Below are 21835 nucleotides of genomic sequence, written 5' to 3'. Positions count from 1 at the left end.
TGATACTTCCTTTGGCAAACGAGAACCGGCCAAGCCGGCAACGAAGGTGGGAGAGAAGTGCAAGGCGTCAAACGCACTGTACTCGTTACAGGTTCGTCGAGCGGGATCGGTCTGGCCATTGCCAGGCGGTTCGCCGAGCTCGGTTACGATGTAGCCGTGAACAGCTTCGAGCCTGAGGAGGACGTCGGGGAGGCCCTGGCATCGGTCTCTGCGGTAGCGAGCGGAGCGGTGCGCTATTTTCGGGCGGATCTGGCCGACCCCGTGCAGAGTTTCGAACTGGTGGGCGCGGTGATAGCCGAATTCGGCCGGCTCGACGTGCTGGTCAACAATGCCGGCATCCAGAAGGTCGCCCCCGTCGAAGACTTCCCGCCTGCCGATTGGGATCGCATCCTGGCGGTGAGCCTCGACTCCGCCTTTCACACCATCCGCGCCGCCGTGCCCGGCATGGTCGAACGCGGTTGGGGCCGCATCATCAATATTGCTTCCGCTCACGGGCTGCGCGCTTCCCCGTTCAAGTCCGCCTATGTGGCGACCAAGCACGGCGTCGTCGGCCTGACCAAGACCGTTGCGCTCGAACTTGCCGAGAAGGGCGTCACGGCCAATGCCATCTGCCCGGGCTATGTGTGGACGCCGCTCGTGGCCAGGCAGGTTGCCGACCAGGCGAGAATCCACGGGTTGAGCGAGGAGCAGGTCGTGCGCGAGATATTCCTCGGTCCGCAGCCGACCAAGGCATTCGTCCAGCCCGAAGAGATCGCCGAACTCGCCGCCTATCTGAGCGGGGACATGGCTCGCTCGATCACGGGCACCACGATCTCGATCGACGGGGGGTGGACGGCGAAGTGAGCAGCAATCGCGACGACATCATTCTCAATGTGGACAAGCTGTCCAAGCGGTTCGGCGGCTTCGCCGCGGTAACCGGGGTCGACCTCAAGGTGCGCCGGGGCTCCATTCATGCCTTGATCGGGCCGAACGGCGCCGGCAAAACGACGTGCTTCAATCTCCTCACCAAGTTCCTGCAGCCGACCAGCGGCACCATCGTCTTTGATGGCCGGGACATCACGCGCCTGCCGGCCGCCGAAATCGCCCAACTCGGGCTCGTGCGCTCGTTCCAGATTTCGGCGGTGTTCCCGCGCCTGACGGTACTCGAAAACGTGCGCGTCGCCATTCAGCGTCGCCAGCGAGGGGACAGTTTCGACTTCTGGCGATCGGAGCGATCGCTCCACGCCTACGACCTTGAGGCGTGGGAGAGGCTTTCCGAAGTTGGGCTCTCCGATTACGCGCACGTGCCCGCCGGGGAGCTTCCCTATGGGCGCAAGCGTGCCCTCGAGATCGCCACGACCCTGGCGCTCGATCCGCAGATGCTGCTGCTCGATGAGCCGATGGCGGGCATGGCGCACGAGGACGTCGGGCGCATTTCCGCTCTGATCCGCTCGTTATCGGCGGGTCGCACCATCCTGATGGTCGAGCACAATCTCTCGGTCGTCGCCGAGTTGTCCGACCGCATCACCGTGCTGGCGCGCGGGCAGGTGCTCGCCGAGGGCAGTTATGACGAGGTGTCGAAGGACCCTCGCGTGATCGACGCCTATATCGGGGTTGGCCATGGCTGAGACACTTTCCCCCGAAGCCCCGGCATTGCGGACCGGCTCGCTGCTTGCGGTGCGCGACCTCAACGCCTGGTACGACGAGAGCCATGTGCTTCAGGGCATGGCGTTCGATGTGCGCGAGGGCGAAGTGGTGACGCTCCTCGGCCGCAACGGGGCGGGCAAGACCACGACGCTGCGTGCGATCATGGGAATCCTCTCCAAGCGCACCGGCTCGGTGCAGTTCAGGGGCGAGGAACTGATCGGAGCCCCCGCTAGGGCGATCGCCCGCGCCGGCATCGCGTATTGCCCGGAGGAGCGCGGCATCTTTGCGTCGCTCACGGTGGACGAGAACCTGATGCTGCCGCCCGCCGTACGGCCCGGAGGCCTCAGCCGCGATCAGGTGCTGGCCATGTTCCCGAACCTGCGCGAGCGGCTCGCAAGCCAGGGCACGAAGCTCTCGGGTGGCGAGCAGCAGATGCTGGCCATCGGCCGGATTTTGCGAACCGGCGCCAAATTCCTTTTGCTCGACGAGCCGACCGAGGGACTGGCCCCGGTCATCGTCCAGCAGATCGGACGCACGCTGCGCGATCTCAAGCAGCAGGGTTTCACCATCATCCTTGTTGAGCAGAACTTCCGTTTCGCGGCCGAAGTCGCGGACCGGCACTACTTCGTCGAACAGGGCCGCGTGATCGACGAAATCTCCAATGCGGCACTAGAGGAAAACATCGACAAACTGCACGGCTATCTGGGCGTGTGACATCGGACGAGCCTGGTCTGTCAGGCAAAAAGGGGAGGAATAACAATGCGTTTCAAGTTCATCATGGCGACCGCCGCGGCGGTCCTGCTGAGCGCCGCTCCGGCTCTGGCCGTGGACGTCAAGCTTGGTGTTCTCAACGACCGGTCAGGCGTCTATGCCGACCTGAGCGGGGAGGGTTCCGTCATCGCCGCGCGCATGGCGGTGGAGGATTTCAAGGCGGGCGACAAGGGCATCAATGTCGAGATCGTCTCGGCCGACCACCAGAACAAGCCCGACATCGCTTCCAACATCGCCCGCCAATGGTATGACCAGGATGGCGTCGATGCCATTTTCGACGTGCCGACGTCTTCGGCCGCGCTTGCCGTTTCCCAGGTCACCCGCGAGAAGAACAAGGTGTTCGTGGATTCGGGCGCCGGCTCGACCGACCTGACGGGCGCCCAGTGTTCGCCCAATACCATCCACTGGACCTACGACACCTACGCGCTGGCCAACGGCACGGCGCGCACCATGCTCGATCAGGGCAAGAAGAGCTGGTTCTTCATCACCGCCGACTATGCCTTCGGCCAGGCGCTGGAGCGCGATACCTCGGCCATCGTGGAAGGGCTGGGAGGCTCGGTGCTGGGCAGCGCGAAGTATCCGTTCCCGGGCTCGGATTTCTCGTCCTACCTGCTACAGGCCCAGGCCTCGGGCGCCAACGTCATCGGCCTGGCCAATGCCGGCGGCGACACGGTCAACACCATGAAGCAGGCTGCCGAGTTCGGCATCACCCAGGGCGGCCAGTCGCTGGCGGCCTTGCTGGTCTTCATCACCGATGTCAACGCCATGGGGCTGGATACTGCCCAGGGGCTTCTCGTCACCAGCGCCTTCTACTGGGACAAGGATGATCAGACCCGAGCCTTCTCGGAGCGGTTCGCCAAGGAGAACGGCGGCAAGATGCCGACCATGGTGCAGGCCGGCGTCTATGCAGGCGTACTGGACTACCTCAAGGCGGTAGAGGCCACCGGCGGCAAGGACTCCAAGGCGGTCATCGACTGGATGAAGGCCAACCCGACGGACGATCCGCTCTTCGGCAAGGGTTCGATCCGCGCCGACGGCCGCGTGCTGCACGACATGTATCTCTACCAGGTCAAGGCTCCGTCGGAATCGAGCGGGCCGTGGGACTATTACAAGCTTGTCGCGACCATCCCTGCCGATCAGGCCTTCCGCCCGATGGATCAGGGCGGGTGCGAGCTGGTGAAATAGGCGTACCTTCCCACTAACCACCTGGGGTGCGCCGGCGCAGGCTGGCGCATCCTCAAGAGGACGGCTCGGCCGCCATGCAGATGTTCGATATTCCGGTTCAGGTCCTGTTCGGGCAGCTCCTCCTGGGGCTGATCAACGGCTCCTTCTATGCGCTGCTCAGCCTGGGGCTCGCCGTCATCTTCGGCATGCTCAACGTCATCAACTTCGCCCATGGCGCCCAGTACATGATGGGGGCGTTCCTGGCCTGGATGGGCCTGAACTACCTGGGTATCGATTACTGGTGGTCGCTGATCCTGGTGCCGCTCGTCGTCGGTGCGACGGGCGTCGTCATAGAGCGGCTGATGATCTCGCGGCTTTACCAGCTCGATCATCTCTATGGGCTGCTGCTGACCTTCGGCCTCGCCCTCATCATCCAGGGGCTGTTCCGCAACTATTACGGCTCCTCGGGGCTGCCCTATACCATTCCGCCCGTGCTGAGTGGGGGGCAGAACCTGGGCTTCATGTTCCTGCCCAACTATCGCGCGTGGGTGATCGTCGCCTCGCTCGTGGTGTGCCTGGCCACCTGGCTCGCCATCGAGAAGACGCGGCTCGGCGCCTATCTGCGCGCCGCCACCGAGAACCCGGTGCTGGTCGGCGCCTTCGGCATCAACGTGCCGCGCCTGATCACGTTGACCTATGGGTTTGGCGTGGCGCTCGCGGCGCTGGCGGGCGTGCTGGCCGCGCCGATCTATTCGGTCAATCCGAGCATGGGCTCGGATCTGATCATCGTGGTCTTCGCCGTCGTCGTGATCGGGGGCATGGGGTCGATCCTGGGCGCCATCATCACCGGCTTCGGGCTCGGCGTCGTGGAGGGACTGACCAAGGCCTTCTACCCCGAGGCCTCCTCGACCGTCATCTTCGTCATCATGGCCATCGTGCTTCTCGTCAAGCCGGCCGGCCTTTTCGGAAAGGCCGCGTGATGGTCGCCAGAACCCAGACCGATGCCCTCATCGAGCCGTCCGCGAACATCGGGACGTCGCGAACCTATCCCTATCTCTTCGCGGGGCTGTTCGTGGTGCTCTGCATCGCCCCGTTCGGGCTCTATCCCGTCTTTCTGATGAACGTGCTGTGCTTTGCGCTGTTCGCTTCGGCGCTGAACCTGCTGCTGGGATATAACGGGCTGCTTTCGTTCGGCCATGCCGCGTTTTTCGGCACGGCGAGCTACGTCTCGGCCTATGCCGCCAAGGAATGGCAGCTGACGCCCGAGCTGGCGATCCTTTCGGGGACGGCTGCCGCGTGCGTGCTGGGCGCAATCATCGGAGCGCTTTCCATCCGTCGGCAGGGCATCTATTTCGCCATGGTCACGCTGGCCTTCGCGCAGATGGTCTATTTCGTCGCCCTGCAGGCGCCGTTCACGGGCGGTGAGAACGGCATCCAGGCCGTGCCGCGTGGCCGGCTTTTCGGGCTTTTCGACCTCACCAACGACCTGGCCCTCTATTTCGTCGTCCTGGCGATCGTGTTCTTCGGGCTCGTCGCGATCTTCCGGATCATCCATTCGCCTTTCGGGCAGGTGCTCAAGGCCATCCGCGATAATGAATCGCGCGCCATTTCGCTGGGCTATCGGGTCAATCGCTATAAGCTCGCCGTGTTCGTGCTGTCGGCCACGCTGGCCGGCCTGGCAGGCGCCACCAAGGCCATCGTCTTCCAGCTCGCCTCGCTTACCGACGCGCATTGGAGCATGTCGGGCGAGGTGGTGCTCATGACCCTGCTGGGCGGTATGGGCACGATCTTCGGGCCCTTCGTGGGCGCCACGGTCCTCGTGGCGATCCAGAATTATTTCGCCGGTTTCGGCTCCTGGGTGACGGTCATTCAGGGCGTCATTTTCGTCATCGCCGTGCTTGCCTTCCGCGAAGGCATCGTGGGCGTCGTTTCCCGCTGGATAAAGAAACCCCTCTGATCGTCATGTCGCTGCCCTCCGTCGTAATCGTCTCCGCTCGCCGCACACCCATCGGGTCGCTGGGAGGCGTGCTTTCGCCGCTACCCGCGCATGAGTTGGGCGCGGTCGCCATTCGAGCCGCACTTGCCGATGCGCGCGTGGAGGCGGACGCGATCGACGAGACCATCCTTGGCCAGGTGCTGACGGCCGGCGCCGGTATGAACCCGGCCCGGCAGGCTGCCCGCAAGGCGGGCCTGCCCGATGCGGCGCCCGCCGCGCTCGTCAACCAGGTCTGCGGGTCGGGGCTGCGGGCGGTGGCAATGGCCAGCCAGCAGATAGCAACCGGCGCCGCGCGGATCGTCGTCACCGGCGGGCAGGAGAGCATGAGTTGCGCGCCGCACGTGGTGTCGCTGCGCAAGGGGACCAAGCTCGGCGACATGACTCTGCGCGACACCGTGATGAGCGATGGGCTCTCCGACGCCTTCTACGGCTATCCTATGGGCTCGACTGCCGAGAACGTCGCCATGCGCTACCAGATCAGCCGCGACCGGCAGGACGCCTTTGCCCTCGCGTCCCAGCACAAGGCCTCCGCGGCTTCGACGTCCGGCCGTTTCGATGAGGAGATCGTCCCGGTCGAAGTGCCCGCCCGCAAGGGCGCGGTCGAGGTGCGGGCCGACGAGCACATCCGGCACGACGCCAGTATCGAGATCATGGAAAAGCTGCGGCCGGCCTTCCGCGAGGACGGAACGGTCACCGCCGGCAATGCCTCGGGTATCAACGACGGCGCGGCGGCGCTGGTCCTCATGAGCGAGGATGAGGCGCGGAGGCGGGGGCTGGAGTCGCTGGCGCGCATAGCCTCGTGGGCACACGCCGGTGTCGATCCCCAGGTCATGGGCATAGGGCCAGTCCCCGCCAGCCGCCGCGCGCTCGAGCGTGCCGGCTGGGACATCACCGACGTGGACCTCTGGGAGGTGAACGAGGCGTTCGCGGCGCAAAGCCTTGCGGTGCTCGCCGACCTCGAGATCGATCCGGAGCGGGTGAACGTCAACGGCGGGGCCATCGCTCTGGGTCACCCCATCGGGGCGTCGGGCGCCCGCATCCTCACTACGCTCGTTCACGAAATGCGCCGGCGCCAGTCGAAGCGCGGCGTTGCGACCCTGTGCATCGGAGGCGGCATGGGCATCGCCATGGCGGTCGAGCATGTCTGAGACCGGCGAGATCCTCTGGACACCCGACGCAGGGCGCATCGAACAGACCAACCTGGCGCGCTTCGCACGGCTGGCGGGGTTCGAACCAGAGGACTATGCGGGCCTCCACGCCTGGTCGGTCGCCGAGCCCGAGGCCTTTCACGGGCTGCTCTGGGATTTTCTCGCCATCATCGGAGAAAAGGGCGGGCGGGCCGTCGCCCTGGATCGCGACATGCGCAAGACCCGGTTCTTCCCGGAGGCGCGGGTCAACTATGCCGAAAACCTGCTGGTCGACCCGGACGAGCGGCTGGCCCTCATCGCCCATCGCGACGACGGAACGCGCCGCGCGCTCACGCGCAAGCGGCTGCACGACCTGGTCTCGTGCATGGTCCAGGCCCTGCGCGCCAACGACATCGGCCCGGGGGACCGCATTGCGGGCATCGTCACCAACGACGTCGAGTCCATCGCGCTCTATCTGGCTTCGGCCGCGATCGGGGCGATATGGGCATCGTGCTCGCCCGATTTCGGGCCCGCCGGTGCCGCCGACCGGCTCAACCAGGTCATGCCCAAGATCCTCTTCGCGGTGCCGGGGTACAGCTATGCCGGCAAGTGGATCGACACCCGTCCCAGCATCGACGCGGTTGCCGCCGCGCCTTCGGTGCGCAGCGTCATCCTGCTGGGCGAGCCGAACGTGCCGACGGCCTATGCCAAGCCCCACGCGACGCTCGACGACTGGCTCGAACCCTTTTCTCCGGGACCCATCGCTTATCACCGGCAGGCTTTCAACGCGCCGCTGGCGATCCTGTTTTCATCCGGCACGACCGGCAAGCCCAAGTGCATCGTCCACAGTGCCGGCGGGCTGTTGCTGCAGCACCTGAAAGAGCAGGTCCTCCATTGCGACCTCAAGCCCGGTGAGCGGCTCTTCTACTATACGACCTGCGGCTGGATGATGTGGAACTGGCTGGTCACGGGATTGGCTGCCGGGGCGACGCTCGTCACCTATGACGGCAATCCCGCGTATCCTTCCGCGAACCGGCTGCCCGATCTCATCGACAGCGAAGCGATCACCATCTTCGGGACCTCTGCCAAATACATCGATGCGACCGCCAAGGCCGGCGTGGCGCCGGTGGGTACGCATTCGCTCGCGAGCCTCAAGGCGGTGCTTTCGACCGGTTCTCCGCTGCTGTCGCAGAACTTCGACTACATCTATCGCGACTGGAAGCGGGACCTGCATCTCGCTTCCATTTCCGGGGGCACCGATATCTGCGCCTGCTTTCTCGGCGGCGTGCCGACGCTCGCCGTGCGGCGCGGCGAGTTGCAGGGCGCCATGCTCGCCATGGATGTCGCCGCTTTCGATAGCGAAGGACATGAAGTTTTCGGCCGGCCAGGCGAGCTCGTGTGCCGCAACGCCCACCTTTCCATGCCAGTCGGCTTCTGGGGTGACAGCGACGGCAGCCGCTACGAGGCTGCCTATTTCAGCCGCTTTCCCGGCGTCTGGGCGCACGGCGATTTCGTCGAGAAGCGTCCCTCTGGCGGTTTCGTCATCCATGGCCGGTCCGACACCACGCTCAATCCGGGCGGGGTGCGCATCGGAACCGCCGAGATCTATCGGCAGGTCGAGGAGATACCCCAGGTTCTTGAAGCCGTCTGCGTGGGCCAGGACTGGCAGGGGGACCAGCGCATCGTGCTCTTCGTGCGGCTGCGCCCGGGCACGGAGCTGAGCGACAGTCTCCAGGCAGAGATCCGCGCGCGTATCCGGGCAGGGACGACGCCGCGCCATGTGCCGGCGCGCATCGTGGCGGTCGCCGAGATACCGCGGACGCGATCGGGCAAGATTTCCGAGATCGCGGTGCGCGACACCATCAACGGCCGGCCGATCGATAACGACGCGGCGCTGGCCAATCCCGAATGCTTGGCTGCCTATCGGAACCTGCCGGCGCTCGCGCAATAGCGCCTGCTGTCATCGAACCTTCTTGGAACCTTCAACAAACCGTTCGACCGGGCGGCTAAACGACACCCTGCATTGCAATCAAAATTGCAGGGAGACAGATCATGTCATGGAAATTGCAGAAATTCATCACTGCCAGTGCCCTCGCTCTGGTCGCTTCCACTGCCGGCGCTCAGGCTGAGACGACGGTCAAGTTCTGGCACAGCTTCAACAAGGACAACGGCGAAGCCCTCAACAAGATCATCGCCAACTTCGAAGCCGCCAACCCCGATATCAAGATCGAGGGCGAATACATCGGCAATTACAACGACATCGTCGCCAAACTTCAGGCGGCGATTCCGGCCCGTCGCGCCCCCGATGCGGTTATCCTCGAGGTGACGCGTTATGGCCTGTTCGCCGATGGCGGCGTGCTCACCGATCTCACACCCTACTTCAACGCCGACCCGCTCAAGGACGAGCTTTACGATTTTGCCCGCGAAGTGGGCGTGATCGGGGACAAGAATTACATCGTCCCGTTCAACTCCTCGACGCCGGTGCTCTACTACAACAAGGATATTTTCGCGCGCGCGGGGCTCACCGATCCCTCGCTCAAGACTTTCGACGAAATTCTTGAAGCTTCCAAGACGATCACCGACAAGCTCGGTTCGGAAGGCATCACAGGCATCGCGGCGCCGGGCCAGTTCGCCCGCTGGGGCCTGGTCATGGCCAATGGCAGCGACCTCATCGACTCGATGTCGGGCGAGATTCTGCTCGATGCGCCCAAGACCGTGGCTGCCTACCAGTGGATGGCTTCGCTCCTGGACCAGAAGGTTGCCTCGGTCGATGGCGTGACCGAAGAGGACAACGGTCGCGACGCCTTCCTCGCCGGCAAGGTCGGCATCATGATGAATTCGACCGGCAACTATGTCGGCTCAAAGAAAGCCCTCGGCGACAATCTGGGCGTGCTGCCCATGCCGTGCAACGAGACGTGCTCGGTGCCGATCGGCGGCGCCGGCATCGGCATCCTGGCTTCCTCTCCCAAGGAAGTGCAGGACGCGGCCTACAAGTTCATCTCCTATGCCGCCTCGGCCGAATCCAACGCCATCTGGTTCGCTGCAACCGGCTACCTGCCGATCAACAAGCATGCCGCCGACCAGCAGGTCGCCAAGGATGCGCTGGCGAGCCAGCCGGGGATCGACGTGGCGATCAACTCGCTGCCCTACGCCCATGGCCGGGCGCGCACGCCGGTCGTCACCTGGATGCGTACCACTGAGTACCAGATGTGGCAGGCGATGGCCCTCGGCCAGCGCGGTGTCGAGGAGACCATGAAGGACTTCGCCGACAAGACCCGCCAGGAAGAAGCCCGCTCGAACTGAGCGCGATCGCGACCGGACGATGGGCCCGCCAGGCGCCCATCGTCACAACCCGGCTGGTTTCATGTTTCGCAAGTTTACGCCCTATCTGCTGGTCGCGCCGCTGATCGCGTTCATCGCGGTCTTCACCTATGTGCCGATCGTTTCCAGCATCAATCTCAGTTTCCGGTCGTGGAACTTCATGTCCCCCGACATGCCGTTCGTGGGCCTTGAGAACTACACGCGCCTGCTCGGATCATCCGATTTCTGGAATTCGCTACGCGTCACCACGATCTTCGCGGTGGTGTCCGTGCCGATCCGGCTCGTCCTGGCGTTGCTGATTGCCAGCTATCTCAAGCGTGAGGCGCTCAGTTCGCGCACGCTGCGCGGCGCGCTGTTCCTGCCTTCGGTCACGTCCACGGTCTCGATCGCGGTTGTCTTCTCCTGGGTGTTTTCGACCGACTACGGCATGGCCAATGCCGTCTTGGGCTGGTTCGGCCTGGGCAAGGTCCACTGGATGCAGGATCCGCAGCTGGCTCTCTTCGTGCTGATCTTCATCAACACCTGGAAGCAGCTCGGCTATGACGTGGTCATCTATATCGCGGGCCTGCAGGCAGTGCCCCAGGAGCTCTATGACGCGGCGGCCATGGATGGCGGCAAGCGCTTCCAGGTCTTCCGGCGCGTCACCGTGCCCCTCATCATGCCCACCACTTATTTCCTGCTGGTGATCTCGGTCATCGAGGCGTTTCAGGTCTTCACCATCATCAACGTCATGACCCATGGCGGGCCGGCAGGCGCCACCGACATGCTGGTGCATCTGCTCTACCGCACCGGCTTCGTGCTGTTCGACATCGGTACGGGTTCGGCCCTGGCGGTGCTGCTCTTCGTTCTCCTCATCGCGCTCGCCCTCATCAAGTCGCGCGTCATCGGAAGGAGGGTCCATTATGAATCGTGAGAACAAGCTGCTTGCCGGCCTGGCGCTGGTGGGCGGCCTCATCTTCCTCTCGCCGGTGCTCTATTCGATCTGGATGTCATTCCAGACGGCCCAGGCCTATTACACCGGGCGCATCGAGTTCACGCTCGACAACTACGGCCATGCGATCGGGCAGTACAATTTCGCCCGCTACATGTTCAACAGCGTGCTCGTGTCGGGAATGGTGACGATCATCGGCCTGACGGTCTCCACCATGGCGGCTTTCGCCTTCGCGCGGTTCGATTTCCGGGGCAGGGACCTGTTGTTCGGCGTCACGGTGGCGACGCTGATGATCCCGAGCCACATCACGCTCATTCCCAACTACCTGACGCTCGCCAATGCCGGCCTGCTCGATAGTTACGCGGGGTTGATCCTGCCGGCCATTTCGAACGGCTTCGCCGCGTTCTTCCTGCGTCAGTACATCCGCGGCATTCCGCGGGCGCTGGACGAGGCCGCCTATATGGATGGCGCCAACCCGCTCCAGGTTCTCTGGCGGGTCATCGTGCCGATCTCGCGGCCAGCCATCTTCTCGATGGGATTGTTCATCTTCCTCACGGAATGGAACAACTACATCTGGCCGCTGGTCGCTGTCGGCAACGAGGATCTCTACACTCTCCAGCTCGGACTGGCCCGGCTCTACAGCATCAATCCGGGCGAGGGGCTTATCGACTGGCCGCTCGTGATGGCTGCCTCCACGATCACCATCCTGCCGGTGCTCCTGGGCTTCATGTTCGTCGAGCGGCACCTTGTGCGCGGCATAACGATGGGCGCCGTCAAATGACAAAGGATATCAAGATGACACGCATTGCCTCGCACCGCGGCGGCACCCTGGAGTTCGGCGACAGCACGCCCGCGGGGTTCAGGGCCAGCGCAGCGCTGCCGCTCGAGGAAGTCGAGTTCGACGTGCACCCCACTGCCGACGGCGCCATCATGGTGCATCACGACGCGACGCTCGACCGTACGACGGACCGCTCCGGCGCCATCGCTTTGCTGAGCGAAGCGGAGGTGCGGGCCGCGACGATCAACTACGGCGCTGGCGGGCATCCGATCTCGCTTGGCGAACTCTGCGCCATCTATCGCGGCAGCACGGTGGATTTCCGTTGCGAGATCAAGCCGGGCGCCGACGGGCGCGCCTATGCGGATTTCGTGCCGCGTGTCGTCCGGGAACTGACTGGCAACGGCATGATCGGGCGGACAACCTTCTCCTCGTTCCTCCTCGAAAACCTCGATGAACTGGCAGGCGTCACCGATCGCCCCCGGCTCTGGCTGGTGAGCCCAGCCGTCCTGCGGGAAGTGGGGAGGGACGGTGTCATCGAACTCGCCCGGCTCCATGCGGTGCCCGAGATCGGCGTCCATATCGATTGTGCCGATGGCGCGCTCAAGGCGGCATTCGAGGCGGCCGGGCTCGATTTCGGCTGCTGGGCGGCGCATACGGCCGACCAGATCGGCAAGGCCCTCGACCTTGGCGTAAAGGTCTTCACAACCGACAGGCCCAGCCTCGCCATCGCGATCCGCAAGGCCCGGAGCGGGGAGCAGACGGCATGAGTGCGATCAGTCTGCGCGATATCCGCAAGTCCTACGCTAGCGGCCCCGAGATCCTGCATGGGGTGTCGCTCGATATCACCTCGGGCGAGTTCATCGTCATCGTCGGCCCGTCCGGCTGCGGCAAGTCCACGCTTTTGCGGCTGATCGCCGGGCTCGAAACCTGCGATCAGGGTGAGATCGAGATCGGTGGGCGGCGGGCCAACGACCTGCCGCCGCAGGATCGCGACATCGCCATGATCTTCCAGAACTACGCGCTCTACCCGCATATGAGCGTGCGCGAGAACATCGCGTTCGGTCTCGAACTGCGGGGCATGCCCAAGGCCGAGCGAAATGCGCGGGCCGAGCAGGTGGCGCGAACCCTCCAGCTCGATCCCTATCTCGACCGCAAGCCGGGGGCGCTTTCGGGCGGTCAGCGGCAGCGCGTCGCCATGGGGCGGGCCATGGCGCGCAACACCTCGACCTTCCTCATGGACGAGCCGCTCTCCAATCTCGACAACGCCCTGCGCATCGCGATGCGGACCGAGATCAAGCAATTGCATCGCGACCTGGGCGCCACCATCGTCTACGTCACCCACGACCAGACCGAGGCGCTGTCGCTGGCTGACCGCATTGCGGTGATGAAGGATGGCGACCTGCTGCAATTCGATACGCCCGAGGCGATCTATGACCGCCCGGCGCACCGGTTCGTCGCCGGGTTCCTGGGCGTGCCGCAGATCAACTTCCTGCCGGCCGAGCGGCTTCCCGGCTGGGATGGCCCGGTGGGGCTGACGGTGGGGCTGCGTCCCGAAAGCATGCGCGTGGAGGCAACCGAACCCGATGGGCACGGCCTTCCCATCCGGGTGACGCTCTCGGAGATGACCGGGTCTTCGCTCGTGCTGCACTGCGACAGCCCGGCCGGAAAGCTCAGCCTCAACTGCGCTCGCAAGGACATGCCGTCCGACACCGGGAGCCTCTGGGTTTCCTACGAGCTCGACCAGGCCCTATTCTTTGACAATGGCAGCGGGCGTAGGGTCGAACTCGCCCAGGTCGGTTGATCGGGCGCATCGAGGGCAAAGTGATGGCAGCGCGTAATCCGGTTCCGCAGGTCCTCGGCGACCTCATTTCCGCCAATTCCAACCGGCTGACGCCGGCGGATACGCGGCTCCTCGACGTGGTTCTGCAGGACCCGGTGCGCGCCGCCATGGAAAACGGCACCGCCGTTTCGAGCCGCGCCGGGGTGCATCCGGCCTCGGCGGTGCGGCTGGCGCGCCGGCTTGGGTTTGCCGGCTACCCCGAATTCCGCGGTTTCATCCAGGCCAGCCTCATCGAGGGGGAGGGCGACTTCGAAAGCCCCGCCGCCCGCATGGCCGCGCGCCTGGTCCGTGCCGAGGATGGCGGACTGCTCGCTTCGGTGCTCGATAGCGAGATCGCCGCGCTCCAGCAGGTCCGCAACTGCACCTCCGATGGCGACATCCGCGCCTTCTCGCAGAGCCTGCGCGATTGCCGGCGCATCTTCGTGTTCGGGCGCGGCCATTCGGCCTCTCTCTCCTCATTGATTGCGCTCCGGCTCAACCGATCCGGATATGATGCGGTCGATCTTGGCCAGCAGATGCATCAGTTGCCCGAGGCCTTCGCGACCCTTTGCGACCGCGACGTCGTCTGGCTTCTGGCATTTCGCAGGATTTCCCAACTGGTGCACGAAGTGCGCGGCATCGCCGCCGCCAGGGGCGCCAAGACTTTGGCACTGACGGACCTGCATGCCGCCGGCCTGGATCCGGCGCCCGAACACCAGATTTCGGTGTCGCGCGGGGCGGCCGGCGAGTCTCAGTCGCTGGTGGTGCCAATGACCATCGCCAATGCCGTGATCCTGGATCTCGCCGCCATCGACAATGGCCGTTCGATCCAGGCCCTTGAAAGCTTCAAGACGTTTCGCGCAACATCGGGCCTTTCGAAGTCGCTGCTCTAGTCGGCTCGCGACCTTTTCGCGAAGCAGGCGCAGCGCAAGGAGGTACGATGGCAGACTATGGCCTGGTGTTCGGGGCAGGGGCGAACGACGTCTTCGCGGGCGTGCCGGTCAGCGACTTCAGGATCGCGATGGATTGGTACCAGCGACTCTTCGGTTGCGCGCCGGCGTTCTTTCCCAACGACAGGGAGGCGGTCTGGGCGCTGGGCGAGCAGCGCTGGCTCTACATCATTGTCGAGCCACAGCGGGCGGGCGGCTCGATCCAGACCATAATGTGCAAGGATCTCGAGGCCGCGATCGAGGCGGCAGCCGATCGGGGTATTACCTTCTCGAAGGAGGAGCGGCCGGCCGAAAACGTGCGCAAGGTCATGTATTACGACCCGGACGGCAACGAGATCGGTCTCGGCCGCATTCCTTCCTGAAGCGGCTTCTCCCTTAGAACTTGCCTGAAAGGCGCGCGCTCAACCCGTTGCTCAGCGCCCGCTGGCTGAACTCGCCGCGATAGGTGAGGCTGAGGTCGGCTGGGCCCGAGAGGTCGAAGTCGAGGCCGGCCTCGATCAACGCCGTGTCCTGGGCGATGGGTGTTCCGGCCACTGAGAACGAGGGGCCGCCCGAGGCAAACGCCGACGTGGTCTGGGAGGCCAGTTCGCCGAACGCATGGCGCCAGCCGAGCGCGGCGTTATAGGAAATCGTTGTGCCGTCTTCCGTGGTGCCGATCTCGCCGCCGGCGCGCACGCCCACCGTGGTGACGCCGAGCGTCTGGGAGGCGCTGCCCACGCTGAGCGCGGCGGCTCCGCCGGATTCGGTAAAGCCATCGGTCTGCAGGTTGAGGATTTCGGCGCCGATGAACGGCTCCTGCCAGGCCTTGTCATCGCCGAAGCGGTAGCCGACTTCGCCCAGCACCTGGAAAGTCCTGGAGAGGTAGTTGGCCTTCACCGTGTCCGAGAAAACACCAAAGGCGATGTCGCGTTGGCTGCCGACGGCATTGACGGCATAGGTGGCGGCGAACTTGGTGTGCACCGGTCCGAAATACCGGCCCGCGTAGGCGCCCAGCGTGTAGCTGTCGACGTCGGCCGAAGCATTGCGGGCATCGGCCGTGGTGTGCGTCCGGCCATAGCCGGCCAGAACACCGGCCTTGAAGCCATGGAAATCGTCGGTTTCAGCTCCGAGGAAGAGACCACCCGAAAGCGTCTCCTGCCCGGCGGAGGTCGCGTCCCCCTGGACCTTGCCGAAGGCGCCATAGGTCTGGGCCCACATGCCCGTGCCCGTCGCGGTCGGCAACACGATCGGAGGGCTGCCGTCGCCGATATCGACCTCGGAAAGCACGCCGGTATTGCTGGTGTCGCCCGCATCGAGCCGGCTGCCGACGATGTCGCGGGCAAAGCCCGCGTTGAGGATCGTGGTGCCCTGCAGTGAGGCGTGGGCGTCGCCGGACAATTGATCGAGCGCGTCGCGCGCGTCATCCTCGGATTGGAGCAGCGCAAAGGCGTCGTAAATGGCGTTGTCGGTGCCCAGGGCGTCCACGGCGCCGGCCACCGATTTCTGGTTCGGCGTTATCGCCACGCTCGAGAATGCCACGCCGTTGCGCGCCACGTTGAGGAGAACGCTGGTGGCGCTATAGTCGAGGCTGAAATTGAGGAACGTGAAATCGTCCTGGTTCGTCGTATCGAACGTGCCGGCGAGCGAAGCGCCCGACAGCAGCGTGATCGGCTGCCAGACACCCGACGCCTTGCTGAACTCCACGGCGAGCGCGGAGCCGGCATCGAGCGTGATGGTGCCGGTGCTGGTCAGCGTCTGGCCGCTGCCCGCATCGACGCGATAGGTCGAGCCGGACGCGAAATTCAGCGCTCCCACCGAGTCCGAGCCGGTGAGCGTGCCGCCGCTGAGGACGTTCATTGCGCCCACGAAGGCGGTGGCGACATCGAGCGTGCCGCCGCTGACCGAGCCGAAGCCGGTGAAACCCGAATAGTCGCCCGTCAGGGTCGTGTAGCCGGCCTCCTGGGAAATCGTGCCGTCGCCGGAGACATCGGCATCGAAATCGTAGGCGGTTTCGGTGTGGTTGAAGACGATCTTGCCATTCCCGATCCCGAAGGTGATCTCGGTGGGCGTACCGTTGCGAGTTGCGATCGTGCCTGCCTCGGCGGCGGACTCGCCGGAGGCGGCGCCGATGTTGAGTGCGCCGTGGGTGGCGAAGGTCTGGGCGATATCGAGGGTGTCCGCCTTGAGCGTGCCACCCTTGCTGACGGTCAGCGAGCCGTCGCCGCTCTTGGCCACCACCACGTTCTGGGCTGAAAGCGTGGAGCCGGCTCCGGTAATGGTCCCGATGCCCTCTGAGGAGGCATCGGCGCCGAAGGCGACTGTTCCGCCGCTGCTGAGTTCACCGGCGTCCGAAATGGTCAGGGTGCCCTTGCCGGCTACGCCGACAGATGTGCCAGACCCCGCGCTGACCTTGGAGCCGGCGCCCGAAATGGTCAGCGTCCCATTGGCGGTGCTGTCCTGACCGAGTGCAATCGTGGTGGCGATGTCCACCTGGCCGCCGGCAACGACGTTGACGGTGCCTTTGACGGTGGACGAACTGGTGTCGCCGACGACGAGGCTTTTGCCCGTGAGCCTGGAACCGGTGCCCGTTACCGTCGCGATGCCGGTCCTGAAACGACCGATGGAGATTCTGCCGCTGGACTGGACGAGACCGCCGTCCGAGACCTCCATAATGCCGGTGCCGCCATCGCCAAGGTTGATGCCCGCGACCGCCGTCAGTTTCGATCCGGCGCCGGAAACGGTGATGGTTCCGCGTGAATCGGTGGATTCGGCGACCTGGAGCCTGCCGTCGGTGTGGAACTCGCCACCTGCCAGTACCGACAGCGTGGCGCTGGCCTCGCCGTTGGCGATATAGACATTCTTGGCCGAGGTGAACTTGGAGCCCCCACCCGAGATCGTAACGCTGCCACCCGAGCCGGCGTAGCGCGAGACGATGAGCCTCTGGTTGGTCACGACCTGGGCGCCGTCGAGAACATAGAGGGCACCGGTGCCGGCGGCGCCGATAACCAGATCGGTGAAATCGACGGTAGTCTGTGTCAGGCTGGAGCCGGCGCCCGACACGGTGATGGTGCCCTTCGAGCCGGCCTGCCAGCCGACCGCCACCAGGTCGCTCGCGGCCACCTGGCCACCGTTGCTGATGGTCAGTGAGCCGGTGGCGACATCGCCGACCGTGATTTTCTCGAAACTCTCTAGTGTGGTGAACTGCTCGTCACTGCCATCGATGAGCTTGTCGGCGGCCAGGGCCGCCGATGCGAAACCGACCAGCGCGGTGGAGGTCATCAACGCCGCGAGCATGATCCGCATCGGCGGCCGCTGGCCGCTGACGGAGGCGCCGCCATGGCGAGGGGCGGCTTGTCCGTTTGAAAGCGATCGAGAGGAAGGAGTTTTCTGCATAATCGTGCGGATGGCCCAAATGAATCACTGGCGTCGGGCTTGAAACTGCGCGCGCTCGAAGGGCGCGATCCGGGCAGCTTGGCTTGCACGACAATCACTTGGCTCTAGCCGGAGTTGCGCGGCAGTTCGACAGGGAGGGGCCAGAATTGCACCCCATGACAATCCAATTGCACGGACTGACAAGTGGATGCGCGTAACGCAGCCCAAGACCTGATAAACCAGCGTCAAAGTGACTGAGTGAGGCGTGGCATGGGCGAATCCGATCTGACCGGTGGGAGGGGGCCGATTGTTGCCGGTGACGGCGTAGGCGTGAAGGACGACAATCCGTTCCACATCACCTATTCGGGCCAGTTCGCGCCCTGGATGGCCCACAACGGCATCTCGCTGGCCTTCACCACCTACACGGCCGGCAAGACCGTGCTCATCGGTCCGGGCCTTGATGGCAACATCGCTGTGAGCGAACGCAATTTCGGGCGTGCCATGGCGCTGCGTGCCACCGGCTCCGGGCTCTATCTCTCCACCGAACATCAGGTGTGGCGTTTCGAGAACGGGCTCGAGCCCGGATGCCGGCTCGGCAACTGGGACAGCATCTACATGCCCCGGCGGTCGGATGTGACGGGGGGCGTGGATATCCACGATGTCCAGGTCGATAGGGACGGGCGGCTCCTGGTCGCCGTCACGCTTTACAACTGCCTGGCCGAACTCGACGGCAGGGGCAGCTTCTCGCCGCTCTGGCGGCCAGCGTTCATCAGCGAAATCACCAATGAGGACCGCTGCCATTTCAATGGCTTCTGCCTCGAGAACGGGGAGCCTGCCTACGCCAGCGTCGTGGCGGCCAGCAACGTGGCCGATGGCTGGCGGACCCGGCGCGCCGACGGAGGCATGGTGATCGACATGCGCGATGACAGCGTGGTGGCCTCCGGCCTCTCCATGCCCCATACGCCGCGCATGCACCAGGGCGAGCTCTATGTGCTCGAAGCGGGGTCCGGCTGGTTCGGGCGCATCGATCGCCAGGCGCGGCGCTTCGAGCGTCTCAAGTGGCTGCCCGGCTTCCTGCGGGGCCTGTGCTTTCACGGCGACTATGCCGTGATCGGTCTTTCCAAGCCGCGAAACCACATATTCTCAGGGCTGCCGCTCGACGGCGAACTGGCGCGGCGCGGGCGCGAGCCGGAATGCGCGGTCTATGTCATGCGCCTGAGCGATGGCGAGATCTGCCATACGCTCACGATCACCGGGGGCGTCGAAGAAATCTACGACACCGCCGTGCTCGCGGGTACCAGGCAACCGCTGCTCGTCGGCCTCGAAGGCGAAGAGATCAGCCGGTTCATCGCCGTGGGCCCGGACAGGTCGGGCGAAAGGCCGCGCCTCGCGGCGGAGTGACCTTTCGTCCCGTGTCCGAAGGGAGCGCTTAGCGCGCGCCCTCGGTGAGGAGCAGCGTGTCGAGGTTCTCGAACTGCTCGGGCCATCCGCCGGTGCTTCCCGAAGCGATTGCCTCGTCGAGCGCTTCCTTGGAGGGATAGAGGTCTCGCAGGACCAGCTGCGTTTTACCGTCCTTTTCCTCGAAGCTGACCGTGGTCACAGCTCCATCATCGCCTTCCTCGTTCGTCCACACGAGGCGCTGATTGGGAATGACCTCGATATACCTGCCGAAGAACGCCACGGGCTGGTCGGAGCCGGGGACACCGAAGACGAAGCGATAGGTGCCGCCCGTGCGGACGTCGGCCTCGCACGAGAGCAAGGTAATTCCGAACGATTTCGGCGCCCACCAGCGCATGAGGAGTTCGGGCGTGGTCCAGGCTTCGAACACGAAGCGCACCGGGCCGTTAAAGGTCCTCGTAACGACGAGTTCGCGCTCGGACTGACGGTCCACGCTCGTGTTGTTCGTCAAGGGGGCGGGCTCACTCACGCTCTGCTCGTCCATCGTCTCTCTCCTTCTGTTGCAATTGTTCGACGACTTTGTCCAACTCGTCAAAGCGCTCCGCCCATAGCTGGCGGTACCCTTCTATCCAGGCGGCCTCTTCCTCCAGCCGGCTCAGGCCGAGCCGGCAGGTGCGCACGCGCCCGATTTTCTCGGTCGTGACGAGCCCCGCCTGCTCGAGGACGCTCACATGCTTCTTCATGCCCGTAAGGGTCATGTGGAATCGTTCGGCGAGGTCCGAGATCGAGGCGTCCGAGCGCCCGAGCTGTTCGAGAATGCCGCGCCGCGTCGCATCCGAAAGCGCGGAGAACGAGGCATCGAAGCGGGTTTGAGAATACTGAACCATAAAGTTCAGTATAGAGGATGGACCTGGCCACGCAAGGGGGGAGGCAGTCCCGCCATGCTGCTTGAAGGCCACTCCCGATTGCCTTGGCCGAACTGGCAGAATTGGTGGCGACGGCGTAAGGAGCGTAAGCGGGAATATGGAGAACTCGCGCACCAGAACGCAGAGAGCACAAGCATGCGCATTGCAGTCACCGGCACCCACGGGGTGGGCAAGTCGACGCTGATCGATGACTTTGTCTCTGCCAGTCGCGGCTACGAAAGCGTGCCGGAGCCCTATTGGCTGGAGGACGACGGGCTTGCCTTTGGCGATGGCATTTCGATAGCCGATCTCGAAACGCAGCTGGAGCGCAGCTGCTCGCTGATCCTCTCGGACGAGGCCAGCACCAATCTCATCTTCGAGCGCTGCCCGCTCGATTTTCTCGGCTATCTCGATGTCGTCAGCGCGATGGAAGGCGGCGAGTGGTCGCCGACGGGGCGACAGTTGCGCCAGGTCGAGAAGGCCCTGGCGGCGCTTGACCTCATCGTGTTCATTCCGATCAGGCAGCCGGACGACATCACCGTCACCATCGAGCTGCCCAAGCTGCGCGCCAGGGTGGACAGACGCCTCAAGGCCATCATCCGGCAGGACGATCTTGGCCTTCTCGATGGTTCGCCGCGGGTGCTCGAGGTTTTCGGCACCCGCGACGCGCGATTGCAGCTGTTGGTGGACGCGACGCAGCCAGCCTAGAAGTCCCAGTCTTCGTCCTCGGTGGCGATGGCCTTGCCGATGACGTAGGACGATCCGGACCCCGAGAAGAAGTCGTGGTTCTCGTCTGCATTGGGGGAAAGAGCGGAGAGGATCGCCGGATTGACCGCGCAGGCCTCGGGCGGGAACAGCGCCTCATAACCCAGGTTCATCAGCGCCTTGTTGGCGTTGTAGTGCTGGAACTTCTTGACGTCCTCGGACAGGCCGACCGCGTCGTAGAGTTCCTCGGTATAGCGGGTTTCGGCGTCATAGAGCTCGAGGAGCAGGTCAAAGGCGAAGTCCTTCAGTTCCTGCCTGCGCTCCTCAGGGAGCCGGTCGAGTTCGCGCTGGTATTTGTAGCCGATGTAATAGCCGTGCACCGCCTCGTCGCGGATGATGAGACGGATGAGATCGGCAGTGTTGGTCAGCTTGGCGCGCGAGGACCAGTACATGGGCAGGTAGAAGCCCGAATAGAACATGAAGCTTTCAAGGAAGACCGAGGCGATCTTCTTCTTGAGCGGATCGCCGCTCTCGTATTGCTCCATGACCAGCGCCGCCTTCTGCTGCAGGAAGGCGTTTTCCTCGCTCCAGCGATAGGCGTCGTCCACGTCCGGGGTGAGGCAGAGCGTGGAGAAGATCGAGGAATAGGAGCGGGCGTGCACCGCCTCCATGAAGGAGATGTTCGAGAGCACCGCTTCCTCGTGCGGGGTGGCCGCGTCGGCCATCAGGCGCACCGCGCCCACCCCGTTCTGGATGGTGTCGAGCAGGGTGAGACCGGTAAAGACCCGTATGGTGAGCTGCTGCTCGGCGGCGGTCAGCGTTGCCCAGGATGGGATATCGTTGGAAAGCGGCACCTTCTCGGGCAGCCAGAAATTGCTGGTCAGGCGGTTCCAGACCTCCAGGTCCTTGTCGTCCTGGACGCGGTTCCAGTTGATGGCGCGCACGCGGGCGGCGGGGCGGAATTGAACGTTCATCTTGCTGTCAGCCTTCATC

At 64.5% G+C, this 21835-nt stretch carries 21 protein-coding genes; 17 read left to right on the top strand and 4 right to left on the bottom strand.

Annotation, left to right across the window (positions count from 1 at the left end; translation table 11 throughout):
* Positions 1-57: 57 nt before the first annotated feature.
* The 15 genes from FNA67_RS12145 to FNA67_RS12075 all read left to right on the top strand — a co-directional run bounded on the left by FNA67_RS12145 (position 58) and on the right by FNA67_RS12075 (position 14845).
* A complete protein-coding gene (locus tag FNA67_RS12145) occupies positions 58-843 on the top strand; it encodes a 3-hydroxybutyrate dehydrogenase (protein ID WP_147656199.1) in 786 nt (261 codons plus the stop codon).
* Positions 840-1607, top strand: coding sequence for an ABC transporter ATP-binding protein (locus FNA67_RS12140; protein WP_147656198.1), 768 nt, complete (start codon positions 840-842; stop codon positions 1605-1607). The genes FNA67_RS12145 and FNA67_RS12140 overlap by 4 nt, the downstream gene beginning before the upstream one ends.
* A complete protein-coding gene (locus tag FNA67_RS12135) occupies positions 1600-2340 on the top strand; it encodes an ABC transporter ATP-binding protein (protein ID WP_147656197.1) in 741 nt (246 codons plus the stop codon). The genes FNA67_RS12140 and FNA67_RS12135 overlap by 8 nt, the downstream gene beginning before the upstream one ends.
* A 45-nt stretch (positions 2341-2385) precedes the next feature.
* Complete coding sequence (locus FNA67_RS12130) at positions 2386-3582, top strand: ABC transporter substrate-binding protein (protein WP_049705419.1); 1197 nt, start codon at positions 2386-2388, stop codon at positions 3580-3582.
* Between the two features lie 74 nt (positions 3583-3656).
* The gene (locus FNA67_RS12125) at positions 3657-4541 is read left to right on the top strand and encodes a branched-chain amino acid ABC transporter permease (RefSeq protein WP_147656196.1); all 885 of its coding nucleotides are present in this window, start codon (positions 3657-3659) and stop codon (positions 4539-4541) included.
* On the top strand, positions 4541-5518 hold the full coding sequence (locus tag FNA67_RS12120; RefSeq protein WP_147658191.1) for a branched-chain amino acid ABC transporter permease: 978 nt from the start codon (positions 4541-4543) through the stop codon (positions 5516-5518). Before FNA67_RS12125 ends, FNA67_RS12120 begins: the two co-directional genes overlap by 1 nt.
* 5 nt (positions 5519-5523) lie before the next feature.
* Positions 5524-6705, top strand: a complete 1182-nt coding sequence (locus FNA67_RS12115) for an acetyl-CoA C-acetyltransferase (RefSeq protein ID WP_147656195.1) — start codon at positions 5524-5526, stop codon at positions 6703-6705.
* Positions 6698-8635 (top strand): acetoacetate--CoA ligase, encoded by a 1938-nt coding sequence (locus tag FNA67_RS12110; RefSeq protein WP_147656194.1) that lies wholly within the window; start codon positions 6698-6700, stop codon positions 8633-8635. The genes FNA67_RS12115 and FNA67_RS12110 overlap by 8 nt, the downstream gene beginning before the upstream one ends.
* A gap of 101 nt (positions 8636-8736) precedes the next feature.
* Positions 8737-9987, top strand: coding sequence for an ABC transporter substrate-binding protein (locus FNA67_RS12105; protein WP_147656193.1), 1251 nt, complete (start codon positions 8737-8739; stop codon positions 9985-9987).
* Positions 9988-10048: 61 nt separating this feature from the next.
* A complete protein-coding gene (locus FNA67_RS12100) occupies positions 10049-10918 on the top strand; it encodes a carbohydrate ABC transporter permease (RefSeq protein WP_049705413.1) in 870 nt (289 codons plus the stop codon).
* Positions 10908-11717: a carbohydrate ABC transporter permease gene (locus tag FNA67_RS12095; RefSeq protein WP_147656192.1), complete on the top strand. Its 810-nt coding sequence runs from the start codon at positions 10908-10910 to the stop codon at positions 11715-11717. Before FNA67_RS12100 ends, FNA67_RS12095 begins: the two co-directional genes overlap by 11 nt.
* A gap of 14 nt (positions 11718-11731) precedes the next feature.
* Entirely contained in the window at positions 11732-12481 is a 750-nt protein-coding gene (locus FNA67_RS12090) for a glycerophosphodiester phosphodiesterase family protein (protein WP_147656191.1), read from the top strand.
* The gene (locus FNA67_RS12085) at positions 12478-13515 is read left to right on the top strand and encodes an ABC transporter ATP-binding protein (protein ID WP_147656190.1); all 1038 of its coding nucleotides are present in this window, start codon (positions 12478-12480) and stop codon (positions 13513-13515) included. Before FNA67_RS12090 ends, FNA67_RS12085 begins: the two co-directional genes overlap by 4 nt.
* Positions 13516-13538: 23 nt before the next feature.
* Positions 13539-14426, top strand: coding sequence for a MurR/RpiR family transcriptional regulator (locus FNA67_RS12080; RefSeq protein WP_147656189.1), 888 nt, complete (start codon positions 13539-13541; stop codon positions 14424-14426).
* Positions 14427-14473: 47 nt separating this feature from the next.
* A complete protein-coding gene (locus FNA67_RS12075; RefSeq protein ID WP_147656188.1) occupies positions 14474-14845 on the top strand; it encodes a VOC family protein in 372 nt (123 codons plus the stop codon).
* Between the two features lie 13 nt (positions 14846-14858).
* Here FNA67_RS12075 and FNA67_RS12070 read toward each other — a convergent pair whose 3' ends face one another.
* Positions 14859-17756 carry an autotransporter outer membrane beta-barrel domain-containing protein gene (locus FNA67_RS12070; protein ID WP_170267300.1) on the bottom strand — a complete coding sequence of 966 codons (2898 nt, stop codon included), beginning with the start codon at positions 17754-17756 and terminating at the stop codon, positions 14859-14861.
* Positions 17757-18104: 348 nt separating this feature from the next.
* On the opposite strand from FNA67_RS12070, the gene FNA67_RS12065 reads away from it, so the two are divergent.
* Positions 18105-19235 carry a TIGR03032 family protein gene (locus tag FNA67_RS12065; protein WP_147656186.1) on the top strand — a complete coding sequence of 377 codons (1131 nt, stop codon included), beginning with the start codon at positions 18105-18107 and terminating at the stop codon, positions 19233-19235.
* Between the two features lie 28 nt (positions 19236-19263).
* Here the strand turns inward: FNA67_RS12065 and FNA67_RS12060 are convergent, their stop codons facing one another.
* Together FNA67_RS12060 and FNA67_RS12055 are read right to left on the bottom strand one after the other, a co-directional pair.
* Complete coding sequence (locus tag FNA67_RS12060; RefSeq protein ID WP_147656185.1) at positions 19264-19776, bottom strand: SRPBCC family protein; 513 nt, start codon at positions 19774-19776, stop codon at positions 19264-19266.
* On the bottom strand, positions 19754-20119 hold the full coding sequence (locus FNA67_RS12055) for an ArsR/SmtB family transcription factor (protein ID WP_049705406.1): 366 nt from the start codon (positions 20117-20119) through the stop codon (positions 19754-19756). The genes FNA67_RS12060 and FNA67_RS12055 overlap by 23 nt, the downstream gene beginning before the upstream one ends.
* Before the next feature lie 174 nt (positions 20120-20293).
* Here FNA67_RS12055 and FNA67_RS12050 point away from each other — a divergent pair, with 174 nt between their 5' ends.
* Positions 20294-20845 carry a P-loop NTPase family protein gene (locus FNA67_RS12050; protein ID WP_147656184.1) on the top strand — a complete coding sequence of 184 codons (552 nt, stop codon included), beginning with the start codon at positions 20294-20296 and terminating at the stop codon, positions 20843-20845.
* Here FNA67_RS12050 and nrdF read toward each other — a convergent pair.
* Positions 20842-21816, bottom strand: coding sequence for a class 1b ribonucleoside-diphosphate reductase subunit beta (nrdF, locus tag FNA67_RS12045; RefSeq protein ID WP_147656183.1), 975 nt, complete (start codon positions 21814-21816; stop codon positions 20842-20844). The two genes, FNA67_RS12050 and nrdF, sit on opposite strands and share 4 nt — an antisense overlap.
* Positions 21817-21835 lie beyond the last annotated feature (19 nt).

The organism is Youhaiella tibetensis (assembly GCF_008000755.1).
GTDB classification, from domain to species: domain Bacteria; phylum Pseudomonadota; class Alphaproteobacteria; order Rhizobiales; family Devosiaceae; genus Paradevosia; species Paradevosia tibetensis.
The sequence above is the reverse complement of the archived record's forward strand: the minus strand, read 5'-3'. Positions and strand labels throughout refer to the sequence as shown.

Bases quoted from the DNA above. Each gene is read 5' to 3' on its own strand.
- FNA67_RS12110 (WP_147656194.1), top strand. From the start codon at position 6,698: ATGTCTGAGACCGGCGAGATCCTCTGGACACCCGACGCAGGGCGCATC.
- FNA67_RS12095 (WP_147656192.1), top strand. From the start codon at position 10,908: ATGAATCGTGAGAACAAGCTGCTTGCCGGCCTGGCGCTGGTGGGCGGC.
- nrdF (WP_147656183.1), bottom strand. From the start codon at position 21,816: ATGAACGTTCAATTCCGCCCCGCCGCCCGCGTGCGCGCCATCAACTGG.
- FNA67_RS12105 (WP_147656193.1), top strand. From the start codon at position 8,737: ATGTCATGGAAATTGCAGAAATTCATCACTGCCAGTGCCCTCGCTCTG.
- FNA67_RS12090 (WP_147656191.1), top strand. From the start codon at position 11,732: ATGACACGCATTGCCTCGCACCGCGGCGGCACCCTGGAGTTCGGCGAC.
- FNA67_RS12120 (WP_147658191.1), top strand. From the start codon at position 4,541: ATGGTCGCCAGAACCCAGACCGATGCCCTCATCGAGCCGTCCGCGAAC.
- FNA67_RS12115 (WP_147656195.1), top strand. From the start codon at position 5,524: ATGTCGCTGCCCTCCGTCGTAATCGTCTCCGCTCGCCGCACACCCATC.
- FNA67_RS12125 (WP_147656196.1), top strand. From the start codon at position 3,657: ATGCAGATGTTCGATATTCCGGTTCAGGTCCTGTTCGGGCAGCTCCTC.
- FNA67_RS12100 (WP_049705413.1), top strand. From the start codon at position 10,049: ATGTTTCGCAAGTTTACGCCCTATCTGCTGGTCGCGCCGCTGATCGCG.
- FNA67_RS12065 (WP_147656186.1), top strand. From the start codon at position 18,105: ATGGGCGAATCCGATCTGACCGGTGGGAGGGGGCCGATTGTTGCCGGT.
- FNA67_RS12060 (WP_147656185.1), bottom strand. From the start codon at position 19,776: ATGGACGAGCAGAGCGTGAGTGAGCCCGCCCCCTTGACGAACAACACG.
- FNA67_RS12055 (WP_049705406.1), bottom strand. From the start codon at position 20,119: ATGGTTCAGTATTCTCAAACCCGCTTCGATGCCTCGTTCTCCGCGCTT.
- FNA67_RS12050 (WP_147656184.1), top strand. From the start codon at position 20,294: ATGCGCATTGCAGTCACCGGCACCCACGGGGTGGGCAAGTCGACGCTG.
- FNA67_RS12080 (WP_147656189.1), top strand. From the start codon at position 13,539: ATGGCAGCGCGTAATCCGGTTCCGCAGGTCCTCGGCGACCTCATTTCC.
- FNA67_RS12085 (WP_147656190.1), top strand. From the start codon at position 12,478: ATGAGTGCGATCAGTCTGCGCGATATCCGCAAGTCCTACGCTAGCGGC.
- FNA67_RS12135 (WP_147656197.1), top strand. From the start codon at position 1,600: ATGGCTGAGACACTTTCCCCCGAAGCCCCGGCATTGCGGACCGGCTCG.
- FNA67_RS12075 (WP_147656188.1), top strand. From the start codon at position 14,474: ATGGCAGACTATGGCCTGGTGTTCGGGGCAGGGGCGAACGACGTCTTC.
- FNA67_RS12070 (WP_170267300.1), bottom strand. From the start codon at position 17,756: ATGCTCGCGGCGTTGATGACCTCCACCGCGCTGGTCGGTTTCGCATCG.
- FNA67_RS12130 (WP_049705419.1), top strand. From the start codon at position 2,386: ATGCGTTTCAAGTTCATCATGGCGACCGCCGCGGCGGTCCTGCTGAGC.